Source organism: Methanosarcina sp. DH1, from assembly GCF_020804205.1.
Lineage (GTDB): Archaea > Halobacteriota > Methanosarcinia > Methanosarcinales > Methanosarcinaceae > Methanosarcina > Methanosarcina vacuolata.
The window spans coordinates 114,678-133,947 of the sequence record NZ_WJBJ01000024.1 but is presented as its reverse complement, the minus strand read 5'-3'; the positions used below and the strand labels follow the sequence as shown (position 1 = coordinate 133,947).

At 38.8% G+C, this 19,270-nt stretch carries 17 protein-coding genes; 8 read left to right on the top strand and 9 right to left on the bottom strand.

Annotated features, from left to right (window positions below; all coding sequences use genetic code 11):
• Positions 1 to 443 (top strand): IS1634 family transposase (locus FXW07_RS14310; RefSeq protein ID WP_229396009.1); only part of this gene is annotated, 443 nt, incomplete at its 5' end.
• Positions 444 to 834: 391 nt separating this feature from the next.
• Here the strand turns inward: FXW07_RS14310 and FXW07_RS14305 are convergent.
• Both FXW07_RS14305 and FXW07_RS14300 read right to left on the bottom strand, forming a co-directional pair.
• Entirely contained in the window at positions 835 to 1,356 is a 522-nt protein-coding gene (locus tag FXW07_RS14305; RefSeq protein WP_229396008.1) for a gamma carbonic anhydrase family protein, read from the bottom strand.
• Positions 1,357 to 1,468: 112 nt separating this feature from the next.
• A complete protein-coding gene (locus FXW07_RS14300) occupies positions 1,469 to 2,863 on the bottom strand; it encodes a formylmethanofuran dehydrogenase subunit B (protein ID WP_229396007.1) in 1,395 nt (464 codons plus the stop codon).
• Between the two features lie 610 nt (positions 2,864 to 3,473).
• Here FXW07_RS14300 and FXW07_RS14295 point away from each other — a divergent pair.
• Entirely contained in the window at positions 3,474 to 3,683 is a 210-nt protein-coding gene (locus tag FXW07_RS14295; RefSeq protein WP_048122053.1) for a molybdopterin-binding protein, read from the top strand.
• Between the two features lie 696 nt (positions 3,684 to 4,379).
• Here the strand turns inward: FXW07_RS14295 and FXW07_RS14290 are convergent.
• The gene (locus tag FXW07_RS14290; protein ID WP_229396006.1) at positions 4,380 to 5,684 is read right to left on the bottom strand and encodes an ISNCY family transposase; all 1,305 of its coding nucleotides are present in this window, start codon (positions 5,682 to 5,684) and stop codon (positions 4,380 to 4,382) included.
• 53 nt (positions 5,685 to 5,737) lie between these two features.
• Between FXW07_RS14290 and FXW07_RS14285 the strand changes: the two genes are divergently transcribed.
• On the top strand, positions 5,738 to 6,016 hold the full coding sequence (locus FXW07_RS14285; RefSeq protein ID WP_229396005.1) for a transcriptional regulator FilR1 domain-containing protein: 279 nt from the start codon (positions 5,738 to 5,740) through the stop codon (positions 6,014 to 6,016).
• Positions 6,017 to 6,187: 171 nt separating this feature from the next.
• On the opposite strand, the gene FXW07_RS14280 is transcribed toward FXW07_RS14285, so the two are convergent.
• Positions 6,188 to 7,111: a UbiA family prenyltransferase gene (locus FXW07_RS14280; RefSeq protein ID WP_229396004.1), complete on the bottom strand. Its 924-nt coding sequence runs from the start codon at positions 7,109 to 7,111 to the stop codon at positions 6,188 to 6,190.
• Between the two features lie 551 nt (positions 7,112 to 7,662).
• Entirely contained in the window at positions 7,663 to 8,265 is a 603-nt protein-coding gene (locus FXW07_RS14275) for an acetate uptake transporter (RefSeq protein WP_229396003.1), read from the bottom strand.
• 246 nt (positions 8,266 to 8,511) lie between these two features.
• On the opposite strand from FXW07_RS14275, the gene gpmI reads away from it, so the two are divergent.
• Both gpmI and FXW07_RS14265 read left to right on the top strand, forming a co-directional pair.
• The gene (gpmI, locus tag FXW07_RS14270; RefSeq protein ID WP_229396002.1) at positions 8,512 to 10,056 is read left to right on the top strand and encodes a 2,3-bisphosphoglycerate-independent phosphoglycerate mutase; all 1,545 of its coding nucleotides are present in this window, start codon (positions 8,512 to 8,514) and stop codon (positions 10,054 to 10,056) included.
• A 379-nt stretch (positions 10,057 to 10,435) separates the two neighbouring features.
• Positions 10,436 to 11,392: a beta-ribofuranosylaminobenzene 5'-phosphate synthase gene (locus FXW07_RS14265; RefSeq protein ID WP_229396001.1), complete on the top strand. Its 957-nt coding sequence runs from the start codon at positions 10,436 to 10,438 to the stop codon at positions 11,390 to 11,392.
• 291 nt (positions 11,393 to 11,683) lie between these two features.
• On the opposite strand, the gene FXW07_RS14260 is transcribed toward FXW07_RS14265, so the two are convergent.
• The 4 genes from FXW07_RS14260 to FXW07_RS14245 all read right to left on the bottom strand — a co-directional run bounded on the left by FXW07_RS14260 (position 11,684) and on the right by FXW07_RS14245 (position 14,700).
• Positions 11,684 to 11,893, bottom strand: a complete 210-nt coding sequence (locus tag FXW07_RS14260; protein ID WP_229396000.1) for a hypothetical protein — start codon at positions 11,891 to 11,893, stop codon at positions 11,684 to 11,686.
• 147 nt (positions 11,894 to 12,040) lie between these two features.
• Positions 12,041 to 13,057, bottom strand: coding sequence for a flap endonuclease-1 (fen, locus tag FXW07_RS14255; protein ID WP_229395999.1), 1,017 nt, complete (start codon positions 13,055 to 13,057; stop codon positions 12,041 to 12,043).
• 520 nt (positions 13,058 to 13,577) lie between these two features.
• Positions 13,578 to 13,880: a hypothetical protein gene (locus FXW07_RS14250; RefSeq protein ID WP_048123036.1), complete on the bottom strand. Its 303-nt coding sequence runs from the start codon at positions 13,878 to 13,880 to the stop codon at positions 13,578 to 13,580.
• Between the two features lie 496 nt (positions 13,881 to 14,376).
• Positions 14,377 to 14,700 (bottom strand): hypothetical protein, encoded by a 324-nt coding sequence (locus FXW07_RS14245; protein ID WP_048123035.1) that lies wholly within the window; start codon positions 14,698 to 14,700, stop codon positions 14,377 to 14,379.
• A gap of 763 nt (positions 14,701 to 15,463) precedes the next feature.
• On the opposite strand from FXW07_RS14245, the gene FXW07_RS14240 reads away from it, so the two are divergent.
• The 3 genes from FXW07_RS14240 (at position 15,464) to atwA (ending at position 19,241) form a co-directional block, all read left to right on the top strand.
• Positions 15,464 to 16,351, top strand: a complete 888-nt coding sequence (locus FXW07_RS14240) for a presenilin family intramembrane aspartyl protease PSH (protein WP_229395998.1) — start codon at positions 15,464 to 15,466, stop codon at positions 16,349 to 16,351.
• A gap of 99 nt (positions 16,352 to 16,450) precedes the next feature.
• Entirely contained in the window at positions 16,451 to 17,251 is an 801-nt protein-coding gene (locus tag FXW07_RS14235) for an HAD family hydrolase (RefSeq protein WP_229395997.1), read from the top strand.
• Positions 17,252 to 17,627: 376 nt separating this feature from the next.
• Complete coding sequence (gene atwA, locus FXW07_RS14230) at positions 17,628 to 19,241, top strand: methyl coenzyme M reductase system, component A2 (RefSeq protein WP_229395996.1); 1,614 nt, start codon at positions 17,628 to 17,630, stop codon at positions 19,239 to 19,241.
• The last annotated feature ends 29 nt before the right edge of the window (positions 19,242 to 19,270 follow it).

Below are 19,270 nucleotides of genomic sequence, written 5' to 3'. Positions count from 1 at the left end.
AAATGGGACTTTTCATTCTTGCAAGTAATGATATCAGTCTTTCTCCTGAAGAGATGCTGAAGTATTACAAAGAACAGGATAAAGTAGAAAAAGGATTCCGATTTTTGAAAAGTGATACCTTTAGCATATCGAAGGTGTATCTCAAGAATAAATCAAGGATTGAAGCGTTGACAATGATAATGGTTCTCTGCTTAATGATTTATGCAATTGCAGAATGGAAATTAAGGACAAAGTTAGAAGAAGAAAATGAAACGGTTCCAGATCAAAAAGGGAAACCAACAAAAAAACCAACAATGAGATGGATATTTTTCAAGTTTCAAGGAATTACAGAACTTATAACGCAGAAAAAAGGGAAAACAAAGTCAGAAATACTGAATATGGAAGAAATTCACTGGAAAATATTGAGTCTCATGGGGGAGGAATATGAAAAGATATATATCTAGTTGCGTTAACCTGCCGAAGCTAGGCTATTAGAAATACATAGTCACTTTTTTTAGGTGCCTGTATATATCGATTTAATAAGTGTTACTAAATTGAAAATCTTCAAAATGGCCAAATCGAATTACAGAAACTTAATAAAAAAGAGCAAGAACTCATAAAGAAAATGGTTTATACGCTGCTTTTTCAAATTTAATTTTATAACAACAAATGAAAGAAAATGGGTTATTAACCTGCAAAAGTCGTGTTCAGGCACTATGGTAAAGCGACGGTCTCGAAAACCGTTTCTTCTTTGGGAGAGCGCAGGTTCAAATCCTGCCCTGGGCGCTAATCTTTAAGTTAAACGCTCAAAAAAAGTGAATCTTTAAGTTAAAAGCTCAACGAAAAGCTATCGACTTAAACATTAATTTTACTCTTTTCCTTGTATTCCTTTGTAAGTTTTACATACTCTTCGGCATTTCTTGATATAGCCTCGATTTCTACCTCTTCGAGTTCTCTTTTTACTTTTCCCGGAACTCCAATGATCAGGCTTCTTTCTGGAAATTTTTTTCCTTCAGGAACCAGTGCATTTGCACCGACAATGGAATTTTTCCCTATTTCAGCGCCGTTCAATACTGTAGAGTTCATCCCTATAATCACATTATTTTCGATTCTGCAACCGTGGAGTACAGCTCCGTGTCCTACAGTAACATTATCTCCGACTTGGACCTCATTAACATGGTCTACATGAATTACAACATTATCCTGGATACTTGTTCGGTTTCCAATTTTTATCTTATTTTGGTCTCCTCGGATTGTGGCATTAAACCATATACTTGAATAATCCCCAATTTCTACATCCCCGATGATATCCGCAGAATCGGCGACGAAAACTGTCTTTGAGATTTTCGGGTTTTTGTCTTTGTAATTCATTATCATCGAATTTCTCCTTTTTGTGTATCAGGAAAATTAATTTGTATAGAATTTATCTCAAACCAATTTAATTCTGAAACCAATAAGGTTTCAGAATTATTTTCCATTCTCAGAAACTTTACTGAACACTCGAAATCTGAGATCCAGAAGAGCAATTTTGAGTTTTAGGGTCATCAATGTATGTAACCGGAAAAATACTGTCCTGATAAATACTGTCCTGGTTTTGTTTCCCTTTTATTATCTCAAAGAGCTGTTTTAAGGTATCTTCATTACTCTGAGTAAATTTAAATGGAGAATCGAGGAACGGTTCAAAGTAAATAGGCACATCGTCAAGCCTGTAGAAAGTCCCTTCACACTCCATGGAGTCAACGACTCCCGGAAGCACAATGTCTGAGATAGACGTAGTTGGGCAGGGAATTGTATCCAGGCAGATCAAAGGAATTTCTTTAAGGTAAGCTGCACAGTCAGGAGGTACCTGACTCAAAAGATCTGCACATATTATAAAAGCCGCATCCACGTCCTTTTCTCGAAGCAAATCTACGGTTGTGAATTCTCCGGGGTTATAACGTGGGTGTCCGCGCATGAAGTCAAGCCCGAAGGGATAACCGTACATGTAGGAAGCAACCTGATTAAAGCCTGCCGCGTTGCAGTTACTGCGGATAACTCCAATGGTAAATTTAGAATATTTGTTCAGCTCTTTCACAAGGTTCATGGCAATTTCAATATTCCTGTACTTCCCGGGGGATGAAGACAGTCCAACTCCAACTGAAATAGTCCCAAAGTTGCAGTTCTTCATCATATTAAGCATCTCTTCCATAACAGAAACGGAAACTCCTGTTATCTTTTCTACGGAATGATGAGGCGTTTTTCCATGTAAGAGCGTCAAAAGTGCACTTATTAGCTCATAGTCGGAGTCCGGTTTAAGCTGCACATGCAGGTCAGAAGCTTTAGCAGTTAGAGTTTTTCTTGGGTCTACAGTAATGATTGTCCTGTCAAAACGCCCGCGTTTTGTCCAGTAACCTCTGGGGAAAACTCCATATCTGGACATCTGCCTGGGCATGGATTCAAGTGGATTGGTCCCCCAGTAAACCAGAAGGTCGGCCCTGTTTTTCTTCTGTCCTTCAGTTGCACCGACTTTTCCGGCTTCCTGAGTTCCCATCACTGTGGCCCCATTGCCGATTGTATCAACAATCGCACCCAGATATTCCCCTATCATAAGTCCCACTTCATGTGCTTCGCAGGAAGTTTCGCTGCCTATGGAAATCAGGGGGCGTTTCGCTGAAAACAGGATGTCTGCGGCTATCTGAAGGGCTCCGTCCCAGGAAACCGGCCTTAGTTTTCCTCCAAACTTTAGAAGGGGCTGCTTAAATCTTCGGGGACTTGTTATCTCATTAAATCTGGAAATTCCCATCTTACATACATTTTTAGCTTCAATCTTTCCGTTTTTGATTTCAACCTGGATATCATCGCAAGCAGCTCCGCAAACCGGACAGACTATGTTTTTGTGAATCATACTCACTGCTCTCCGGCATAAAATTTTAATATTGTACCTTCAGTGCACTTTTCCGAAAAAATTGATAGTAATGTCTCATCTTGCATTTTACTTACCTCTTAACATTGTTCTATTCAACTGTACAGCAGTTCGTTTTCATGCGAATGAACAGTGCACAGTAATTTCATAACACTGTATCATTTTTATGAACTAGTACTTCAATGTCAACAGGTTTTGAGGAATACGCCTTTTTCCCTGCATCCTGGAAGACGGGTGGGGGAATTCAGGAGAGACCATAACTTTCCAGATCCCAATAGAAAAAAACCGTGTTCAAGTCTTTTGCTGCCGTTTACCAGTTAGTAGATTTCCAGACCTACGTTCGTTACCAGTAAACTATTTTCTCTTTCAAATTCATGCATTTCATATAAAGAATTTACATTAAGAAATAAATTTACAACTCAAATATAAACATATCGGCAACTCACTTTTTTGAGTGGGAATTTTATGGTTCTTTTCAAATGTGGATCATGGATGGGAAACTGATCTTATTAAGTTCGTAAGGTTCATATATAGATATGTTTATATAATAGCTGGAGGAATTTAACTTCCGTCTTGAAAAGGAGGATCAAATATGAAACTAAGCGCACGCAATGTTTTAAAAGGTAAGGTTAAAAGCATTATCCCCGGAATGGTAAACACTGAAATTGTAATAGAGTTGCCAGAGGGAACGGAAATCACTTCTATCATCACAAAAACATCAGCTGAAAATCTGAACTTAAAAGTAGGAAGTGAGGTCTACGCAGCATTCAAAGCCTCAAGTGTTATGATAGCCACAGACTAACTGTATTTTGGCTCTTCGTTGTTTTGTATGGATATCTTCATAATGTTCACATAAAAACCAACGCGACCTTGAATTGAAAATCGTCTTATCCACAGGAAATGGCGAAGAGCCCTAATTCAGCAATTGATGAGGATGTATAGTCAAAAATAATTAATTTCGCATTCCGCAGAAGTGCAAAAAACTGTCTGGTAATATCAACACTCGTTTAATAAGAAATAAACAAGTATTACGGCTGTGTATGTCTGTACATATCTATGCAGATATACGTATATCTGCGTACATCTGCATAGTATATATCTAACTTAACAAATTTGAAAAAAGTTCCATCTGTATTGCCGTGTTCTGTATACTTAACTTCATAATGCAGAACATCCAGCGGAAAATTTGCTTATAGAGCATCAGTATCAATAAACTCCTAAAAATAATAGATTGACTCATCTGCATTTATTTTATATATGATCCAAGTGATTGAGACTCAGTTTCATAATTTAGTGATTTCTCATTTTTTCCGTCCTTAAAACTTCACTTTTCTCTGCTAACTGCTCAAATAAACTGTAATAATCCTTGAGAAATGATTTCTTTGGCAGGAATGCCAAAGAATTATTTTACTCCGTTAATTGTTTCACTGAATTTTTTGACTAAAATCGATACGCTCCGCTACTTAATCCTTAACTCAGCTCTCAAAAATATCTTTTACTAAAGCTTAAATGGAGTAAATAATCTGAACAATTCCAGAAATGACTTTTGTGGTTTCTTGAGCAAATTTAATCTTCTCATTTGAGCAAGTTTGATCTGATTCTCAATTCCTTTATCAGTCCTGAACTGCTTCTTGTTATCCGTTTTTAGACTTTTTGAATAATAACTTTCAATAGGATTATTTGTCGCCGGCGCTCCTGGAAGATAATGGAACAAAGTAAGATTTAGCCAGTGTTTATTGATCATCCACAATCGTTTTTGAACCAATTCATCATATGTTCTTATATTTTCCATTAATTTATTGAAGTTATATTTTGCTTTTTCAAGACTATTAAGTGGAAGATTTTCCTTTTTCCGTCTTCTTTCAAGCTTTAATTCATTTCTATACTTGTAAAATTTCTTTTTTGCKTTTTTACTCCATTCCTGATGTTTTTCTTCTTTATTAACTAGATTAGGTTCTTCAGATAGAAGTTCTTCCAGAAATTTAATYTCATTCTCTCGATTGTAAAATATATTCAATAACCTGTACTTCAATAATTCCTGTTCAATKGTTGTATTTTTTGGGAAATCACTAACAATAAGCTTGTTTAAGTGCATTAAACAATATTGATGGACTAACTTATCCCCAAAAATTTCCTTTAATATATCAGGGTATCTCTTATCAAAGTCCGTAACGATAAACACAGGCTCTGATGCATCCAGATTTTTCTGTAAAAATCCCTTGATGGTTTCTGAACTCTTATCTTCAAAAAGTTCATCTGCTATCGTTCTTTGAGTTTTTGCATCCAGTAAAGTTAAACGGTATTTCTGACATCTTCCTTCTTTTGGATGTTGTTCGTCATAGTGCACCATATGTATATTTTCTGAAAATGGAACAGTTTTCTGTTCCATTTCTTCGTAGAATGCTCTTAAAATAGTGCTTTTTGATCTYGGATAGATGAAGTCCATTATATCAGAAATTCCATCGTATGAAACGTTATGGTATCTGAGTAACTGGAAGAAATCATTGAATGAATTAAAAAGTAAAGTCTTCAGATCTTCCCAAAAACTATGATCTTCTTCGTGTGTATTACCACAATTTGAGCATTTATATCGACCAATGTTGATTTCTCCAAGACCTTCTTTAGTATGAGGATTATAGCCATTATGAACCATTGGAGTACTACAAATTGAACAGACTGGAGGAATTTTTCTACGAAAAATTCCTCGTGTGGTATATTCATAATCGTTTCCAAAACAACCAAAAACGTCTAAGAGAGCAGGGAGCTCCGAAAAGTTATTAAGAGTAAGGTTTATAGTTACCATTGTTTTTGCCGTAACATCATTACATAATTATAGAATTATAATTTTGTGTAGTGATGTTACACTTACTTTTATCACTAGATTTTGGGACTGAGTCGCATAGTGCTGAGATTGAAGAATTTCTTAAATTCAAGCACACGGGACTCTATGTATATGACAATGCAAAAATAGCCTTTGTGGTGACAGACCGTTTCCTATCCCTGTCGCTCTTTTTTAAAAATGGAACCTTTGATCCCCGAAATGACCTGATAGGTTTTGATTCGTTTTCCATAAAATGGGGTGAGGATCTTTTTAAATATTATAAAGATAACTCTATTGAAATAAAGAATCTCTAAAATTTATTGAAGGTTCCTTGAAAGAAACCTTAAAACTGGAGAGAGAAATCGGGATTACAGAATTTGTTTTTTCCCGATAAATCTCCGAATAGCCGGGCAACTATTCCCTAATATTTCTCCTGTTTTGTCATTGTTTTCACACTTTCACGTAAATTTAATGTTAAATCTATTTTATGCCAGAAAGGCACTTGCAATAGTTTTCAGTCCGACAATTGAGGTTGATTCGCCATCCACAAGAATTGTTCTTTCGAACTTGCGGGAACGAGACTCTACGTCACAAGTTTTGGTATAATTATGGATGCAGAGCAGCCCACATATAAAGCTGTAGAGGATAATAATAGGTTCAAAAGCAATAATTCCATTAATTAGAGAAATTCCGAGAATTAAGTGGGAGAGCAGGTGCAACCCGAGAAGGAAATTACGGGTATTTTGTGCCCCAAGGCTTACAGGAAGGGTTTTGATACCTGCTAGAGTATCTCCTTTGATGTCTTTGAAGTCATATATAGTAGAATTGATGAAGAGCTTAACCCCAAAGAAAGTAAAAACTAAAAGTATGGGGAGCATGCTTCTACAGGTGCTGCCTGCAAGCCCTGAAATGAAAGCTCCCCAGGTGAGTCCTACAACAAAATTTTTGACTCCAAGCCCACCTTTGAGTTTTAGAGCAAATTTTCCGATTTTAATACCTTTACTATAAAGGAAGCCGGTTACGAGAGGTAAGAATGCAAGTGCTAGCATTCCTTCTTTTGCCAGTATATAGCTTCCTATCACGAAGGTAATCATAGAGGCTGCAAGTCCTATTTCCTTTCTTGATCCACTTAACTCTTTTCGGTTTATAACATCTTCTTCTGATCCAAGGGCCCTGTCGAGTGTGTATACGCTGTAAATTACGAGTCCTCCCGCAATACAGGTGAATATACTTGAATGAATTTGAAGCAGGAGGAAAGCAATATGAATCCTTAGTGCACCTGAAAATGCAACTAAGATGGAACTTTTTAAGAGTTCTAGTGTGGCATTCTTTTTCCCAAACTCTTTAGCATTCTTTCGTCTGTACCTGAGAATACGTTCAAAACTTCCGAAAAATACATTGGAATTCATAAAAATAATATTGGAGCACTTTTAAATATTATTTATTCTGTATAAGATTTTACAATGTTTGTAAGATATATGGAATCGTCTATGTTTTAGAGAAATAAACGAACACTAGTTGAGTAAACTAACGATTATTTTAGAAGAGAATCATGTTCTCGCTATCCTTTAAAAGATTCGCGTGTATCCTGGAAAGCATCTAAATAATTACAGTTCTTAAAAATAATATTGAGGATTTTCTTTGTTTTTAACATGGATATCTATTATTTTATTTCTAAAGTTGGCTGGCCAAAATGAAAACTATTGAGCTTGACTGTGTTTTCAACAATAACCGTCTTTTAGAGTTACCCATGTGGTTTTCGTAGTAAGAAATAGATCTAAAATACTCACTCGAAACAGCAAAGAGCCAGAGGATCTTCGTTGTTTTGTGTGGATATTTTCATAATGTACTCATTAAAAACAATAAGGCCTTGAATTGAAAATCATCTTATCCACAGGAAATGACGAAGAGCCATTAAAAATAGAGGGCAATAAAGCCCAAGAAAAAAAGATTACAAATATTATAAAGGAACCACTTTCTTTCCATACGCTTCATTTAATACCTGACCAAGAGCTGTGTATATTGCGGAGAGTCCTGTAAGGATTCCTTCATAACCAGCTATTTTCAGGATTCCGGCGCTTTCCAGATAATTTCCTGCTGCGAGCAAGAAGAACAGAATTGTAAGGGTCAGGAAAACAACGGAGAGAGCCCTTGAACCTTTGAGCGTACCTATGAACATGAAAAGGGTGAAAACTCCCCACATGAACAGGTATGCAGCAAACGGGAGTGACTCTGTAGCCAGCCCTGCGTAGTCTGGAGACTTAGGAATAAGGACAATCCCTACCAGAGAGAGCCAGAAAAACCCGAATGAGGTAAAAGCCGTGGCCCCAAAGGTATTTCCTTTCTTCCATTCCTCGAGTCCGGCAATGACCTGAGCTAATCCGCCGTAAAAGATACCCATCGAAAGGATCATCGCATTCATCGGATAGAAACCCGCATTGTGTATATTCAAAAGCACAGTTGTCATTCCGAAGCCCATCAAACCCAGAGGTGCAGGGTTTGCGGATAAATCCGTTATTTTTATATCACGAATATTCGTGATGTCTTTAATATTTTGACTCATAAAATTAAATCCTCCTTCCCGTTACCGGAAATATAACCTGAACTTCCAATAAAAACCACATTAAGATTATCAATTGTTTTTAAGGTCCATTTTTCACATTTCGGAGATATGTAATTGTTAATACTTATAATTAAGGACAGTAAATATATTTTCAATATAATATAAATATATAATATAAAAATTCATAAGAACTGTTAGGAATTTTCATAATAAGCTATTTATTAACGGGTGTGGAATTTGCTTCATATGACTCAGGCAAAAAAACCTCTTATGCTCATTATTCTTGATGGATGGGGCTACAGGGAAGCAAAAGAAGGAAACGCTATCCTGGCAGCCAGAACTCCAAAACTTGATCAATTGATCGAAGAATATCCTTGGTGTTTCTTAGAAGCCTCAGGAGAAGCTGTAGGCCTTCCGGAAGGTCAGATGGGAAACTCCGAAGTCGGGCACTTGAATATAGGAGCAGGGCGAATTGTGTACCAGGATCTAACCCGAATAAATCTCTCCATAAGGAAAGGTGACTTCTTCAAGAATCCGGCTTTTTTGAGTGCGATTTCAAATGCCAAAGCCAACGATTCCAGCCTGCATCTCATGGGGCTTGTCTCCTATGGAGGTGTTCACAGCTATATGACCCATATTCATTCCCTTATCAAACTCGCGCAGCAGGAAGGGTTGAAAAAAGTATATATACATGCTTTTCTGGACGGCAGAGACGTGCCTCCTAAAGCCGCCCTCAAAGACATAATGGAGCTTGATGCTTTTTGTAAGGAGAATGGAAATGCTAAAATTGCAACTATATCAGGGCGCTATTATGCAATGGACAGAGATAAGCGCTGGGATAGAACAAAACTCGCCTATGATGCTCTTACCATAGGAGTTGCGCCTTACAAAACTCCTGATGCAGAAACTGCAGTTTCTGAAGCTTATGAAAGAGGAGAAACGGACGAGTTTATAAAACCGACTGTGATCACAGATTCAGAAGGAAAGCCCGAGGCAGTCATAAAGGATAATGATTCTGTAATCTTTTTCAATTTCAGACCTGACAGAGCACGGCAGCTTACCTGGGCTTTTGTAAATAAAGACTTTGAGAACTTCCCTCGAGAAAAACATCCGAAAGTTTACTATGTTTGTATGGCCCAGTACGATGAAACTCTGGATTTGCCTATAGCTTTCCCACCGGAAGAACTTGAAAATGTGCTTGGAGAAGTACTGAGCAAGCAGGGACTGACTCAGCTTCGGATTGCCGAAACCGAAAAGTATGCCCATGTGACTTTTTTCCTGAATGGAGGGCAGGAAAAATGTTATGAAGGAGAGGACCGCTGCCTCATCCCATCACCAAAGATTGCTACCTACGACCTTCAGCCCGAAATGAGTGCATATGAGGTCACGGAGGAAGTAATAGGGAGGATTCGGTCAGGAAAGTATGATGTGATTGTCCTTAACTTCGCAAATATGGATATGGTCGGGCACACCGGAATTTTTGAGGCTGCAGTAAAGGCAGTGGAAACCGTAGATAGCTGCGTGGGCAGAATTGCAGTGGCTCTGAAAGAAGCAGGAGGGGTAGCAATTATAACTGCAGACCACGGAAACGCCGAACAGATGGAAAACTCGACAACGGGAGAACCGCATACCGCACACACTTCAAATCCGGTAAAGTGTATTTACTTCGGAAATGATGAAGTTAAAGCACTTAAGAACGGAAAACTGTGTGATCTTGCACCAACCCTTCTGGAACTTCTCAAGATCCGAAAACCTGAGGAGATGACAGGAGAATCTCTTATTATAAAATAATAATTTAAGAAGGAAAAAATCTGGAATTATTACAGAAGGATAAATAATCTGAAAATTACTCACGAACGGGAAAAGCAGCCGGAAATTCCAGAAACCCTAATTTTTCCATTCTAGTTTTTCCATTCTAATTTTTCCTTTCAATTTTTCCATTCTAACTTTTCCTTTCTAATTTTTCCATTCTAATTTTTCCTTTCTAATTTTTCCATTATGTTCCTGCTCTCCTTATGCTTCACTTCTGTTGTTATTTTTATTATATCCATAAAATTGAGATTATAAAAGATAATTTTTAAAAGATTAAATACCAGCAGCTACAATAAAAGGAGCACCGGACTTCGGAAGTCATAAAGCTTTAAGTGTATATTTTTGGAGTTTAACAGGAATGATCAAAATAACCACTCCTTGCCGCATTCATATGACGCTTATTGATATGAATGCGGAGATCGGAAGAGTCGATGGAGGAGCAGGACTAACCCTTTCCTCTCCCAATATCAGAATTACGGCTGAAGAAGCCGATGGAGTCAATATCGAAGGTCTGCAGGGCTTTGCCGATCGAATGAAAAGAGCTGCAGAATCCCTGCTTCCTGAGGGTAAAGGGATCAGGATCAACGTACAGGAAGTGTACCACGCCCATGTAGGTTTCGGATCAGGGACCCAGTCTTCTCTGGCCGCGGCAGCAGCTGTTAATGAACTGTATGGACTTGGGAAGAGCGTTAGAGAACTTGCACTTTCAGTAAAAAGAGGAGGAACTTCGGGTATCGGAGTAACTGCTTTTGAGAAAGGCGGGTTTATAGTTGATGGAGGGCACCGATTCAAGGATAAAGGTGGTTTTATGCCGTCAGCTGCCAGCAAAGTACCGCCTGGTCCAGTGCTCTTCAGAGAGGATTTTCCTCAATGGGACATGGTAGTAGCAATCCCCAACGACAAGGGAATGTATGACCAGGAGGAAGTCGAGACCTTCAAGAAATTCTGCCCCCTCCCTGTAGAAGAAGTCAGAGAAATTTCCCATGTCGTGCTCATGCAGATGATGCCTGCCGTGATAGAAAATGATATAGTAAGTTTCGGGGCCGCAGTAAATCATGTTCAGACTGTCGGCTTTAACAAAAGGGAGAGCTTTATCTGGCCTGAGTTTGTGAAAAATATTGCTTCTTTTATGCGCAGCCGGAGCTATGGAGCCGGGGTAAGTTCCTTTGGGCCTGTAGTATATTCTTTTGTAGACAACAAATCAGATGGCAGGCAGCTTCAAGCGGAAGTCCAGAAAATGCTTGACGACTCAGTTGGCGGGACTGTCATGCTTACCAGGGCAAGAAACCACGGAGCAGAAATATCCCGGGTTTGAAAGCCTTATATTCAGTGAGCGAGACGGAATTCTGCGTACAGCCTGTGCCCTAACCAGCGAATCCTTACTTTGATCACATTTTTTACTTTTTTTATTTTTTGACTACCTGTTGGATTTTGTCAACAATACCTGGGGCCACACCCCCAAATACGGAAGAGTACTGATTTTCCCGTATCGTGGATTATCCTGAGAATTACGATAGTCATAAAAAGTTCTATTAGGAGATATTAGGAGATCTGCAAGCGGATAATCCAATCAGGTCCCAGGTGCCCCGAGACATAAGTGAAATGCTTATCTGGTTTTTTCCCAGAAAATAAAAAAAGCTATACTCAGAGGAACCGCGGTTGCGGCATCTCCAAAATTATGGACTGTATCAGCGAAAGGACTACACTTTCCGAAGCTCAGGCAATGAGGGTCTGAAAAAGCTGTGGGCCATAAGTCCGGCAAAATACCATTTGATTGCACAAAGCCCTCAGATGTGGAGATAAGTTCAGGACCCACAACTCCATACGTAGGGCGTGTGAATGTTCTTTCTGGGAAGAGTTTAGGCCTGTTCTTGTCAGTCTCAGATTTCCTTGATTGAATAGTTAAGGATAAAACATAACATAAATAAAAAAATTAGGAATAAGGATTTTGAACAAAAATTTCTTAAAACCACTGGTCAAGAGTTTTTTGTCTGGCTCCTGAGGCAGCTTTAAGTCGTTCTGCAGCTTTTCCCACCCTGTCGACTGAAAAATCGTGACTCTCGCAGAGAAATTCGAGAAGTTTTTCGGAATCAGGTTTTCCCCATTTTATTTTGTAATCATCCGTTACTTCAGGGTGGAGAAAGATATCTCTTATCTGGTCTACAGCATCAATTTCTGACTTTTTTTCGCGGAGTACGGCATAAATGTCCCCATGCTTTTTAATTAGTTTAAGGGCTGTTTTGGGGCCTACTTTCTCCAGCCCTTTGTTATAATCCGTGCCCACACAGATAGCGATATCTATGAGCTGTTCCCGTGTAATTTCCAGGGCTTCGAGAGTCTCATCCAGCTCGATTTTTTCGGGTTCGACGTCAACGTAAACGTTTTTTCCCGGAAGCTTTCGTTTTCCTGTTACGGCCAGATTCCGGACAACAATAGGAGCCCCGAAAAGAAATGAATCGTAATCTTGAGAAGCAACGCAGTTTGCATCTTTTTTGAGGACCATATGTGCAGCCTGGGCTTCGCCCTCACTGGGTGCCTGAACAAAGGGAACTCCCATAATGTCAAGGAGATATTTGGAGTCTTCAACAATTTCCTGGTTTACTTTCGAAGAAGCCTGAGCATACTTATATGCCGATTCAAGATCCCCGACAGCCTTTGCATTCTTCCACTTTTCCCGGGAGGATTCCCTGACTTCTTTTCTTCGGTCCAGGGTTTCGGACTTGAGATCCGGAGGTTTGCCGTCAAAAACAAAAAGAGGCTTGACACCGGCTTCTACAAGGCTTGCTGTCCGGTAGAGCAGGCCTGAGAGATGTGAGGTCACTCTCCCTGCAGAATCAACCAGAGGACTTCCATCCCTCTGGCGAATAATGCTCAAAAACTGGTGTAGAGTATTAAACGCATCAATTGCAACTACCTGATTTGTAAGATCCGAAAGCTCAACTTTTCTTTTCTGGAGCAGGTCGCCTATATCTGTGCCCATATTTTCCCTCGAATGGTTGAAATTTACCAGAAAGCTTCAGCGCTTTCACTACCTTTCTTCCCTTTTATTACTTTCCTTTGAGGAATGATAAATATATAACTTCAAATTTTCAGTTTGGGAATTTATCAATAGTTCCATTTCCCTAAATAATCATTTTTGGCAACAAAAACCTTTGATATTCTATTTGAATCATTCCTTAGTCTTTTCTTATTCGTTTAACTTCAAACTATTATGCAGAAAGTTAATATCAAAAGACATATCAGGAGATTTTATGGCTCAGTACCAAAATCTAGTGATGAATGTAAAATTCAAAATCACTAGACTTTGTAAATGGTTATTATCAGTGTTATACAACTTAGTGATTCAAGTCTTTAGATAGCGAATATCGATTTTTTATCTATTATCTTGAATTTAACCTCATTAGCCCTTCCTGAGGCCTAATCAAAGCTATCCAGTAAGAGAATAAGAAAAGAGACGAGAACTTAATGGGTTTTATAGCCTGTACATACACCTAAGAAAATCAAGCAGTAAGGTCAAGTCGAACATCGATTACTGAATCTTCATTTGCTTCTATTTTGGATATTGTTAGCAAATTACCTTTTCTTTCCAGTAAAGTCGCTTTCGTGACCTGAACCTGGTGACCATCCGCCTGTTTCTGATTGTTATTTTTATGGACGACCAGGAGCTTCTGTCCTTTCTCAGCCCCTTCTCCTATTTTGGACACGATATTTCGTATGACCTGTTCAAAATCAGAATAAATCAAAATTTCCGACTTATTTGCAACCTTTGTAATAATTCCAATCGGTTCCAGACTAAGGTGCATATAGCTTTCCTTCTTTACCTGCTTACACAAGTAATCAAATAATACTAACTCTGAGTAATAATAACTTGCGATACAAAATATCTGATGTATTATTTTGTAATTGTTAAACTTCAGATATTCTCTGTTCTACAGAAGAACAAGTATATATAACTTACTGAATCATGGACTCTGTACCCGAAATGTCCTGATCGGGTATTAATTTGATTAGAAAAATTAACATACATTCGGATTAAAATTTGGATAAATGTTAATAACTTAAATTCAAAACTGAGTGAAGTCTGAGAATCCGTTCAAAAAGTACTTGGGCCATTTTTCTTTCAATTAACACCGCATATATCGAAGATTCCTGCCCTATAAATGGTATACTTATAAAATATTAAGTACTACTCGGTAAAAAAATTAAATATGACTATTAGCAAATACCGTGGATTCAAGCTATGCTTTTTAAAAATAAGAAATTAAATGTTTGCCCTGAAATAAAAAGTTATAGATGAGATTAGTGGTATTTTCTGCGGTTGAATTCGTAAACTGCATTATCAATTTTGCTTGATAGCTCATTCATCCGTTCTTCAATATTTGTTTCTGTACTCTCCATGTTGACCTTAAGGGTACGATCCTTTGCCTCCATTTTGTTTTCGAGTTCCTGAAGCCTATTGTTAACAGAGATGAGCATGACAGCTAATGTTCCGACCAGAACCATAACTGAAAGAATAATCAGGGGATTTGTGGATTTATATGCAAATCTTCTAAGCCACTCAAAGGATAGAAGAAAGGATGACAGAACCATCACAACAAGAAATACTGTATCTCTAGTCTCCATCGTATACCTCTAACACCTGTAAAAATTGTTCCGCATACACAAGCACATACACGCAAGCACAAGCACAAGCAAATACACACGCGTTCTGTAATCTAGCTTGTTTCAAAATTATCAAGCGGAATATTCCTTAAAGTATTTACTGCTTTTCTATCTTTACGATTTTCTATTTTTTACTTTTTTCTATTTTGTTTATTACAACGGAAGCGCAGAGGTCACGAATATCCCATTCTTTTGATGGGGTGAAGTGAACCCTTACCTCTTCGTTTTGGAGCATCGTGAGCCAGTTTTGTTCCGTACTTTCATGCTAAACCATAGCTTCCTTTTATAGATACATCAAATCTGATAGGAAACCGAGGTCAAAATTTCAATCACTTATGTTAAGAAATCTTGTTAAAGGATACATAATCATCTGTTTCTAAGTAACCGGGCGGGCGGCCCAAAACATACCTTGTCTTTATGGTAGGTTGGACACCCGCAATTTAATTTTTAAGAGATGTAATCTCTAATTTTTCACAAACACATGTTTCTCGATTTATTCCTTTACTTTTAATTATCGCTCCTATGAAAAAAGAGCCAGTATAGGAGAGATGTATCCTGGAGACATTTCGTGGAAAAACACTATATTTTAAAGACAACATAAAAAAAATAATATTTTCCAGGTAAAGTTATATATAAACAGTCAGGAGAAGTCGGAGATGAAAGTACAGTAAGTATAATAAAGGAATAGAAAAGGCATACTGTTAAGAATTAAGGAGTTTAGCACTTGAGTTCCATCGAACAATCAATTAAAGATTATTTACCTATTATTTCCATGGGGGGACTAATTCTTATAGTGCAGGTTCTTGCACTCTTTTTGTCCACGCCAATGGAAGTTAGTGGAATGCAGGCTTTTGAGGACCCAACCCAGGTGTCCAATTCTATATATTATATTATAATGATCCTGGCTTTTACCCTGTTTGTCCTTCTGGCAATAAAGAAAAATATGAAGTGGGTAATCAGCTTCACTATTTATCTGGCCATAATAAGCACTATATATTACGTGGTCCTGGCTCTGTTTGTCCTCATTCCTTCTCTTTCAGGATTTGCGTCCATTGCCTCAGTTGTGCTATCCATCGTAATAACAGTGCTACTCTATAAATATCCAGAATGGTATGTTGTTGACATTGTGGGAGTTTGTATTGCAGCCGGGGTCAGTGCCCTGATAGGAATTTCCCTCTCAGTTGTCCCAGTAATAGTGCTTCTGGTTCTTCTTGCAATATATGACGCTATCTCAGTGTACAAAACAAAGCATATGGTAGATATGGCCGAGGGGATAATGGATCTGAAACTTCCAATCATGTTTGTAATTCCAAAACACCTGAAATATTCTTTCTTAAAAGAAGACTTCAAAAAGGGAGAAAAGCATGAGGCTTTTTTCATGGGGCTCGGAGATGCGGTTATGCCTACCCTGCTGGTAGTCTCGGCAAACGTCTTCATGACAAGTAATTTCTATCCGGTCCTTGGGGCCATACTGGGCACGCTTATAGGGCACGCCGTACTTTCCATCCAGGTAATGAAAGGGAACCCGCAGGCAGGCCTTCCCTTTTTGAATTCCGGAGTAATCCTGGGGTTCCTTGCTGGTGTCCTTATTTCAGGGGCCTCAATCCTGTGAAGTTAATTTTTCTTCACAAACTTCTATTATTTACAAATTCTTATTTTTGTTTTCAGATTTTCGCAAAGATTTTTTTATTTAATAGCTTAATCACTTGATATGTCCAAAAGAATTGCAGTGGTCTTTGACAGTGCCGGAACCCTTCTACATATGTACAGGGTTGCAAAAGAAGCCAGTACCGGGGATATCCTTGAAAACATAGAGAGCACTGCTATTGTCGCGCAAAAGAATGGATGCGGGCTTGTCGTTCTGAACGCTGAAAGTGATATACTCCTGAGCTCAAGAAAAGAGATGCCTCTGTTTGAGTTTATAAAAGAGTACAGAGTTTCAATAGGTATAAGCTGTTCAAAAGGACTTTTTACTCAGGAGATTGCATGTGATATCATAAGGGGAATGTCCCCAAGAATGGGTGATATACATGATGTCCTGGAAGCAGTTACCTCCCACTGTCCAAATGTTTTTTATCTGGCAGCAGGCCTGATAGTTGACTCTCAAGCTAGAAGCGTGCCATATGTACTGAGTACAGGAGGGCATGTATTCAGTACCACGTTACAAACAGTTCAGGCTCTCCATTCCATGAAAGTAGATACGTACATAGCATCCGGAGATAGTTTATTTGCTCTCATGCAACTGGCTGAGTTCATAAACATCCCTCAGGAAAGAGTCTTTGCTTTTTCAAACACTCTGATGAAGGAAAAAGTAGTGATTGATCTAAAACAAAAATATGACAAAGTAATTATGGTAGGGGATGGGATTAACGACATACTGGCATTCAGAGCAGCAGATCTAGGAGTAATGACAACACAGCAGGGCGACAAAAGGCCCAAAGAACTAAGAGAAGCAGCAGACGTGGTTATTGATGATATTATAAAAGTTGTAGATGTGGTAAAAGCGCTGTAAAGGATGTAAAGAGAATTATTATATAAACGAATCTATATAACACGACGGCGATAATAAGACAAATCAATATAATACATCGAGTCACATACAGGACAAGATAAAAGTACTGATTAAGCAAGGTTCATCAGATGAACTTGACTTAACTGTAAATGTGCTTTAAATGTTAACAGTGAAAAAATAATGCGTTATGTTTATGTAATCTTTACTCTTATGTAGTTGTTGCCCAAATGTGTGAAATTCATTAAGCGTGTGAAATTCGTTGTTTGTACTATTGTGTTATTCATTTATAGTAATTGCTTTTCACTCTTGAGCGATATGCCCAGGCAGGCAAAAGCCACCAGAAAGTATTGCAGCTCATAATTGCGGAGGAAAATCCATGCCAGTATTTATTGAAGTCAAAAATCTAACCGTAGATTTCGACGGTCATAAGGCCCTGAAAAACGTAAACTTAAGTATCAATGAAGGGGAAATAGTTGGAATTCTGGGAAAAAGCGGGTCCGGAAAAACAATCCTGATGCATGTACTGCGCGGCACAGAGTCTTTTGAGAACATTTCAGGTGAAGTAATTTATCATCTATCACGTTGCCCGAAATGTGGATACATAGAACGCCCCAGCAAGACAGGCCAGAAGTGTCCGGTCTGTGGAGAAGTACTGGAAGCTTTCGAAGCTGATTTTGTAAAACTTTCACTTTATGAACCTATTAGGAAAGATATTACAAAGCGCATAGCTATCATGCTTCAGCGCACCTTTGCACTTTACGGAGACGAAAGGGTTCTTGTAAACGTCATAAACTCCCTGAATGAAATAGGATATGCCGGGCAAGACTCCATGAGAAAAGCAATCGAACTGCTGGAAGAAGTAAACCTGAGTCACCGCATGATGCATGTTGCAAGAGAACTTTCAGGCGGAGAAAAACAGAGAGTTGTGCTTGCAAGGCAGCTTGTGAGAAATCCTTTGCTCCTGTTAGCTGACGAGCCCACAGGTACCCTTGATCCCATGACTGCAAAGCTGGTACACGATGCTATGATAAGGGCAGTCAAAAATTATAATATGAGCATGGTCCTGACTTCGCACTGGCCTGAAGTTATTGAACAGATGGCGAATAAAGCTATCCTGCTTGAAAACGGAGAGGTAGTCATGGAAGGGGATCCACTTGAGGTTTCTGCAGTCTTTATGCAAAGTGTATCCATTGTGAGGCAGGAAAAGAATGTCATGGTCGGGGAACCTATAATCAGGGTAAGAGACCTATCAAAGCGTTATATTTCAGTCGACCGAGGCGTGGTTAGAGCTGTAGACGGGATTTCTTTTGATGTAAATGAAGGAGAAATCTTCGGGCTAGTCGGAGTGAGCGGAGCAGGCAAGACTACAACCTCCAAAATTCTAATGGGAATATTACCACCCACATCCGGAGAAGTTGAGGTTCGCGTGGGAGACGAATGGGTTGACATGACAAAGCTGGGAGTGGATAATAAAGGAAGAGCAACCAAATATATGGGGTTCTTGCACCAGGAATACGGCCTTTACACTCATAGCTCAGTAATAGATAATCTTACCGAGTCTATTAGTCTTGATCTGCCTTTTGAACTCGGGGTCAGAAAAGCTGTAATTACTCTCAAAGCTGCAGGTTTTGAAGAAAACAAGGCAAAAGCTATTTTGCCCAAAATGACTGATGAGCTGAGTGAAGGGGAGCGGCACAGGATTGCACTTGCACAGGTTCTGATCAAGGAACCGAGAATCGTCATTATGGATGAACCAACAGGGACTATGGACCCGATTACCAAGGTCTCGGTGACGAATTCCATCCTGAAAGCTAGAGAAGAGATAGGAGAAACATTCGTTGTAGTTTCTCACGATATCGACTTCGTAAACGAGATCTGTGACCGTGTTGCACTTATGCGCAATGGGAAGATTGTAGACATAGGTGAGCCGAAGAGTATACTCTCTCAACTTACCGAAGACGAAAGGATCCAAGCTGCAGAAGAGATATAAATATGCTGCCACCTCTGTAGTATAGAAAA